The 5224-nt window shown below is 62.9% G+C and carries 6 protein-coding genes and 1 tRNA gene; 1 reads left to right on the top strand and 6 read right to left on the bottom strand.

Translation table 11 applies throughout. The features are described from left to right. The 4 genes from panC to pcnB form a co-directional block, all read right to left on the bottom strand. Positions 1-673 (bottom strand): pantoate--beta-alanine ligase (gene panC, locus ACY693_RS14510; protein WP_462322532.1); only part of this gene is annotated, 673 nt, incomplete at its 3' end. A 21-nt stretch (positions 674-694) separates the two neighbouring features. Next, complete coding sequence (gene panB, locus ACY693_RS14505) at positions 695-1537, bottom strand: 3-methyl-2-oxobutanoate hydroxymethyltransferase (protein ID WP_462322531.1); 843 nt, start codon at positions 1535-1537, stop codon at positions 695-697. A 25-nt stretch (positions 1538-1562) separates the two neighbouring features. Beyond that, entirely contained in the window at positions 1563-2117 is a 555-nt protein-coding gene (gene folK, locus ACY693_RS14500) for a 2-amino-4-hydroxy-6-hydroxymethyldihydropteridine diphosphokinase (RefSeq protein WP_462322530.1), read from the bottom strand. After that, positions 2110-3531 carry a polynucleotide adenylyltransferase PcnB gene (gene pcnB, locus ACY693_RS14495; RefSeq protein WP_462322529.1) on the bottom strand — a complete coding sequence of 474 codons (1422 nt, stop codon included), beginning with the start codon at positions 3529-3531 and terminating at the stop codon, positions 2110-2112. Before pcnB ends, folK begins: the two co-directional genes overlap by 8 nt. 106 nt (positions 3532-3637) lie before the next feature. Here pcnB and ACY693_RS14490 point away from each other — a divergent pair. After that, positions 3638-3712 (top strand) — tRNA-Glu (locus tag ACY693_RS14490). A gap of 84 nt (positions 3713-3796) precedes the next feature. Here the strand turns inward: ACY693_RS14490 and ACY693_RS14485 are convergent. Continuing rightward, positions 3797-4672, bottom strand: a complete 876-nt coding sequence (locus ACY693_RS14485; RefSeq protein ID WP_462322528.1) for a motility protein A — start codon at positions 4670-4672, stop codon at positions 3797-3799. Further along, positions 4669-4821 carry a hypothetical protein gene (locus tag ACY693_RS14480; protein WP_462322527.1) on the bottom strand — a complete coding sequence of 51 codons (153 nt, stop codon included), beginning with the start codon at positions 4819-4821 and terminating at the stop codon, positions 4669-4671. Before ACY693_RS14480 ends, ACY693_RS14485 begins: the two co-directional genes overlap by 4 nt. Positions 4822-5224: the final 403 nt, after the last annotated feature.

Below are 5224 nucleotides of genomic sequence, written 5' to 3'. Positions count from 1 at the left end.
CCACCGCCGCGCGGCGCGCGCCAGCTCGCAAGCGTGCTACAGCCTCAGCCAAGCAGGCCTGTAACCGCGGCGCAATGGCTCGCTCGGCGGCGCTGAGGTAGGCATTGCGTGAGCTCATGGCGAGCCCGTCCCGCTCGCGCACGATCGGCGCTCCGACCACCTCGACCGGTAGATTGAGGTCCTCGACCATGCGGCGGATCACGAGCAGCTGCTGGAAATCCTTCTCACCAAAGATCGCCAGTTCTGGCTGAACCATGTTGAACAGCTTCGCAACGACGGTGGCGACGCCGCGAAAATGGCCTGGTCGACTGGCGCCACAGAGGAGATCCGAAAGACCGGGCACTTCAATAAAGGTCTGACGATCGCGCCCCCGCGGATAGACCTCGAGCTCGCTGGGCGCAAACAATAGATCGCAGCCGGCGTCGCGGAGCATATCGGAGTCGTGCTCGAGCGTGCGTGGATAAGCATCGAAATCCTCACCCGCGCCAAACTGCAGTGGATTGACGAAGACCGTCGCAACGACCCGGTCGGCTCGCTCAGAGGCCAATCGAATCAACGACAGATGACCGGCATGCAGGTTGCCCATGGTCGGCACCAGCGCGACGCTCAGCCCGGCCTGACGCCATTCAGCGCGCTGCCGCCTTAGCGGTTGCAGATAGTCGATACGTTGCATCGGCTTCACCTCAGGCCAGACTCACGCAAGCGTATGCTCGGCAGCCGGGAAGGCGCCGGACTTGACCGCGGCGACATAGCCTTTGATCGCGGCCTCGATGCTGAATCCAGCGGCATCGCCATCGTGCCCCGCTCGGCTCTCAACCGCGGTTGCGGCCAGAAAATTCTTGCTGAAGCGCGGAGCACTGCCCGGCGTGAGCCCAAGCACATCATGCAAGACGAGCACCTGCCCGTCACAGCCGTTACCGGCACCGATCCCGATCACTGGAATCCTCAGCCGTTGCGACAGGGCAGAGGCAAGCGCGCTTGGCACACATTCCAGAATCAACAGCGAGGCCCCGGCGTCCTGCAGCGCGAGTGCATCGGCCTCGATACGCTCGGCATCGGCCGCGTCGCGGCCCTGGACTCGGTAGCCACCAAGCTGGTGCACGGACTGCGGCAGCAGACCCAGATGCGCGCAGACTGGGGCGCCGAATGCGGTTAGTCGGGCAACGGTCTCGACCAGCGGCTCACCGCCCTCCAGCTTGACCATGGCGGCACCGCCCTCGCCCATCAGACGTGCCGCCGCATCAACGGCTCGCTCCGGCGTCGCATAGCTCATGAAGGGCATGTCAGCGATCACCAGACTCCGCGCTGCCATCCGGCTCACACAGCGACTGTGGTAGACCATCTGATCCAGGGTCACGGGCACTGTAGTGCGCTGTCCCTGGATCACCATGCCGAGCGAATCACCGACCAATAGCACCTCGACGCCAGCTCGCTCCAGCAGTTGGGCAAAAGCGGCGTCGTAACAGGTTAGGCAGGCGATGCGCTCGCCTTGCTGCTTGAGCGCAAGCAAGCTGGCCGTCGTGATTGTCTTTGCCATCGAGCTCAGATGCTCCAAGAAGGGGTTACTTGGCCCCGCAGGCAAATCGATGCCGCAAGGCCGGCTCGCTGCTCAACCGATGCATGGCACCTGCGTCATCCTCAACAGCCGCGAGCAGCTCATCCAATCGGCCTTGACCAGGGACTTGGAGCCCTGGCGGTGCGATCTCAGCCAGCGGGCCGAGCACGAAGGCGCGCGCCTGCATCTGCGGATGCGGCACGCAGAGCTGCGGCCAATCGAGGATCTGATCCCCCACGAGCAGGATATCCAGATCCAGGGTCCGTGGCCCCCAACGCTGACCATTGCGGATGCGACCATGGCGGCGCTCGATCTGCTGCAGCGCGGCTAAGAGCGCGAGCGGATCGAGAGCGGTGTCGAGCCGCGCGACCGCATTGATGAAATCGGGCTGATCCGCCGGGCCGACGGGCGCTGTTCGATACAACGACGACACGGCAGCCAATTCGGATCTTGGCAGCCGCTGCAGCTGCTCAAGGGCCTGCTCGACCTGTTGGCGCGGATGACCAAGGTTGGCGCCCAGCCCGATATAGACCGGCACGCGCGACGCAGATCGCTCAGTCATCTGCTTGCCCCACGGCCCGCTCGCCAGCCGATCCATCGAACGCTGACCGACCGGCCGCTCCGCCTTCACCTCCGGCATCAGCAGCGCCTGTGTCGCCGCCAGCCTGCTGTTCAGCGGGGCGAGCGGTCTTGGGCTTTCGCCGACCCCGTTTACGCTTCCGCTGTGCGCTACCGCCGAGCATCTTCGCCCGCTCGGCTGCATCGACCGCCTGAAACCGCGTCCACCACTGCGCAAGCTCGGGGTCGATCTCGCCGGCCTCCGCACGCAACAGCAAGAAGTCATAGGCGGCGCGAAACCGGGGGTGACTGAGCAAGACCATGGGGCGTTTGCCTTGCCGGCGCTCCAACCGTGGCTGCAAGGCCCAGATCTCACGCATCGGCAATGCAAAACGCTTCTGGATCGCCACTCGCCGCTGTTGTGCCGAGGCCACCTCATGCGAGGCCAAGGCCATGGCCTCCGCCGATGGCATACCCTCGCTCAGCAATGCTTGGTAGCGCAGCCGGACTGGCTCCCACAGCAGCACTGCAAACAGGAAGGCGGGCGCCACCGGCTTGCCCTCGAGCATCCGCTGATCGGTATTGTCGAGCCCGCGGCTGACGAAGGTGATCGGAAACGCATGATCCTCACGGGCGAGACAGGCATCGGTGTCCGGAAAGAGCTGCGCGAAGAGATCATAGTGCCGCAGCTTCTCGAAGGCCTGCAGCGCATAGCCGCTATGGAACAGCTTCAGCGTCTCTTCGAACAATCGCGCCGGCGAGATCTCGCCAAGCAGCCCAGCCAGCTCGCGGATCGGTGCGGCGCAATCTGGATCGATCATGAAGCCCAGCTTGCAGGCAAAGCGCACCGCCCGCAGCATCCGCACCGGGTCTTCTCGGTAGCGGGCCACCGGATCATCGCCGATCAGCCGAAGCCGCCCTTGCTCGATATCAGCGAGCCCACCGGCGTAGTCGACCAGTGAGAAGTCGGCGATATTGTAGTAGAGGGCATTGACCGTGAAATCGCGTCGCAGCGCGTCCTCGGTGATACTGCCGTAGACGTTATCGCGCAGAATCATCCCCTGCTCGGTGACCTGCGCATCACTGTCACCGCCCGCGTTGCTTCCGCGAAAGGTTGCCACCTCGACGATCTCGCGGCCAAAGAACACATGCGCAAGCCGGAAACGCCGCCCGATCAGGCGACAGTTCCGAAACACAGCGCGCACCTCCTCCGGTGTCGCGTTGGTCGCGATATCGAAGTCCTTAGGCTCATGGCCAAGTAGCAGATCGCGCACGCCACCCCCGACCAGATACGCCTGAAACCCGGCTTGCTTAAGCCGGTTGAGGACCTTGAGCGCATTCGGGCTGATGTTGGCGCGGGAGATCGGATGCTCCGGGCGCGGGACGACGAGGGGCTCTAAACGGTTAGCGGAGAGCAAGCGAACCTGGATTCCTTCGGTTGAGAGACAACGGATATGATGACGCTGAAAGCACTTGAGCGCGCCACCGACCTGCGTATAATACGCGATTCTTCGCAGCGCTTCTGCTCCCTTCGTCTAGTGGTTAGGACGTCGGCCTCTCACGCCGGTAACAGGGGTTCGAATCCCCTAGGGAGCGCCACTTCTTCCGTGCAGCACTTTTCGCGCGCTGATTACCGGCGCCCCCTACGTTCATTCTGACTCAAGAGTGTTGACCCGAGCCTGCTTAGGGTCGGCGACTGCCAGGCGTGACGCCATCCTCAGTTATCGGCTGGGAGTCACCGACCGTGGTTGGCTCGCCACGCAATGCGCGGTAACGATCGCGGATCTCGAGCAGGCTGCGGGCCGGCTCGGTACGCCCGGCAGGCGTGACGAACGACTCCAGCTTGCGCGCGAGCTTGATGGTGTTTTGCTCTTGCAGGATCGCCATCACCCCATCGCTGATCAGCGTCTGCAACATGAGCTCCTTATCGGTCTTCGCACTGATATTCTCAGCAATCGGCGTGAGCACGAAATTGCCAATCACGATGCCGTAGAGGGTCGAGGTCAACGCGACTGGAATCGTACTGACAATGACCTCGGGATCACCAATACCGGCGACCATGCCGATCAGACCCACCACCGAGCCTGCCACGCCGAAGGCTGGCGCCAAGCGCGCCATATGCCGAAACAGCCTTTCGTGATGCATCCGCCGTCGACGGAAATAATGCATCTCGGTGGCCAGGATGTCGCGGACCTCTTCGGCCTTGTAGCCGTCCACCAGCATGCCGAGCGCGGAGCGCAGGAAGGTCACCGTGGTCTGCTCTTCGACCTCCTCGAGCGCAAGGATGCCGCGTTGACGCGAGCGCACCGCTAGATCCAGCATGGAATCGATGATCTCATGCTCGGTTGGCGGGCGTTGCGTGTAACTATTGCGAGCAACAGAGTAGGCCGCACGAATATCACTAGCGGGATAGCTGAGAAAGGTGGCCCCCAAGGTACCCGAGACGACGATCGTCAAGGCAACCAGGTTGAGGAACAGGCCAACATCGCTGCTGAGCATAAAGCTCCCGACGAACAGGCCACCAAATAGAAGGGCAGCGACGTAGTTCCAAGGAGTCATGGTCGCGTCTCCATGTTGGGCATCGCGGCATCATTGGACATCGGGGCATCAGGCTTATTGACATCGGGCGTCCTAGCCGCGGGCGGCTCGCTACCGGCCGCTTCTGTGCCGAGCGATTCAGAGGATGGAAGCTCGGAAGGTGAGTTCATGCGCGACACTCCACGCATCGGTATTGGCTCACCCGGCTCCGCCTGCTCAGGTAGCCGCCGGTCCAGTACCTGCTGTTGAGAGGTCTCAGTTCTGATCCCCTCTAACTCCAATCGCTCCCCAGCAGGAACCTCGGCTCGGGACGTCGGGGCCTCGATTAGGATTTGCATCTCGCTTGCGCGCTCTCCACCTTGCGGCATTCGCTCACCGGCAAGATCTGTGGCCGACTGATTGTCCATCGACGCCCGACTGTCTGGCAGCCTAGAAGTCGTGCTTTCGCTGCCCTCCAGGTTTCGCCCACCATCTGATGGGGACCTAGCTTCGGTTCCAGCTTCGGTTCCAGCTTCGGTTCCAGTTTCGGCTCCAGTTTCGGCTCCAGTTTCGGCTCCAGTTTCGGCTCCAGTT

The organism is Halochromatium sp. (assembly GCF_054919635.1).
Note: the sequence above shows the minus strand (reverse complement) of the source record. Positions and strands in the feature narration are given on the sequence as shown.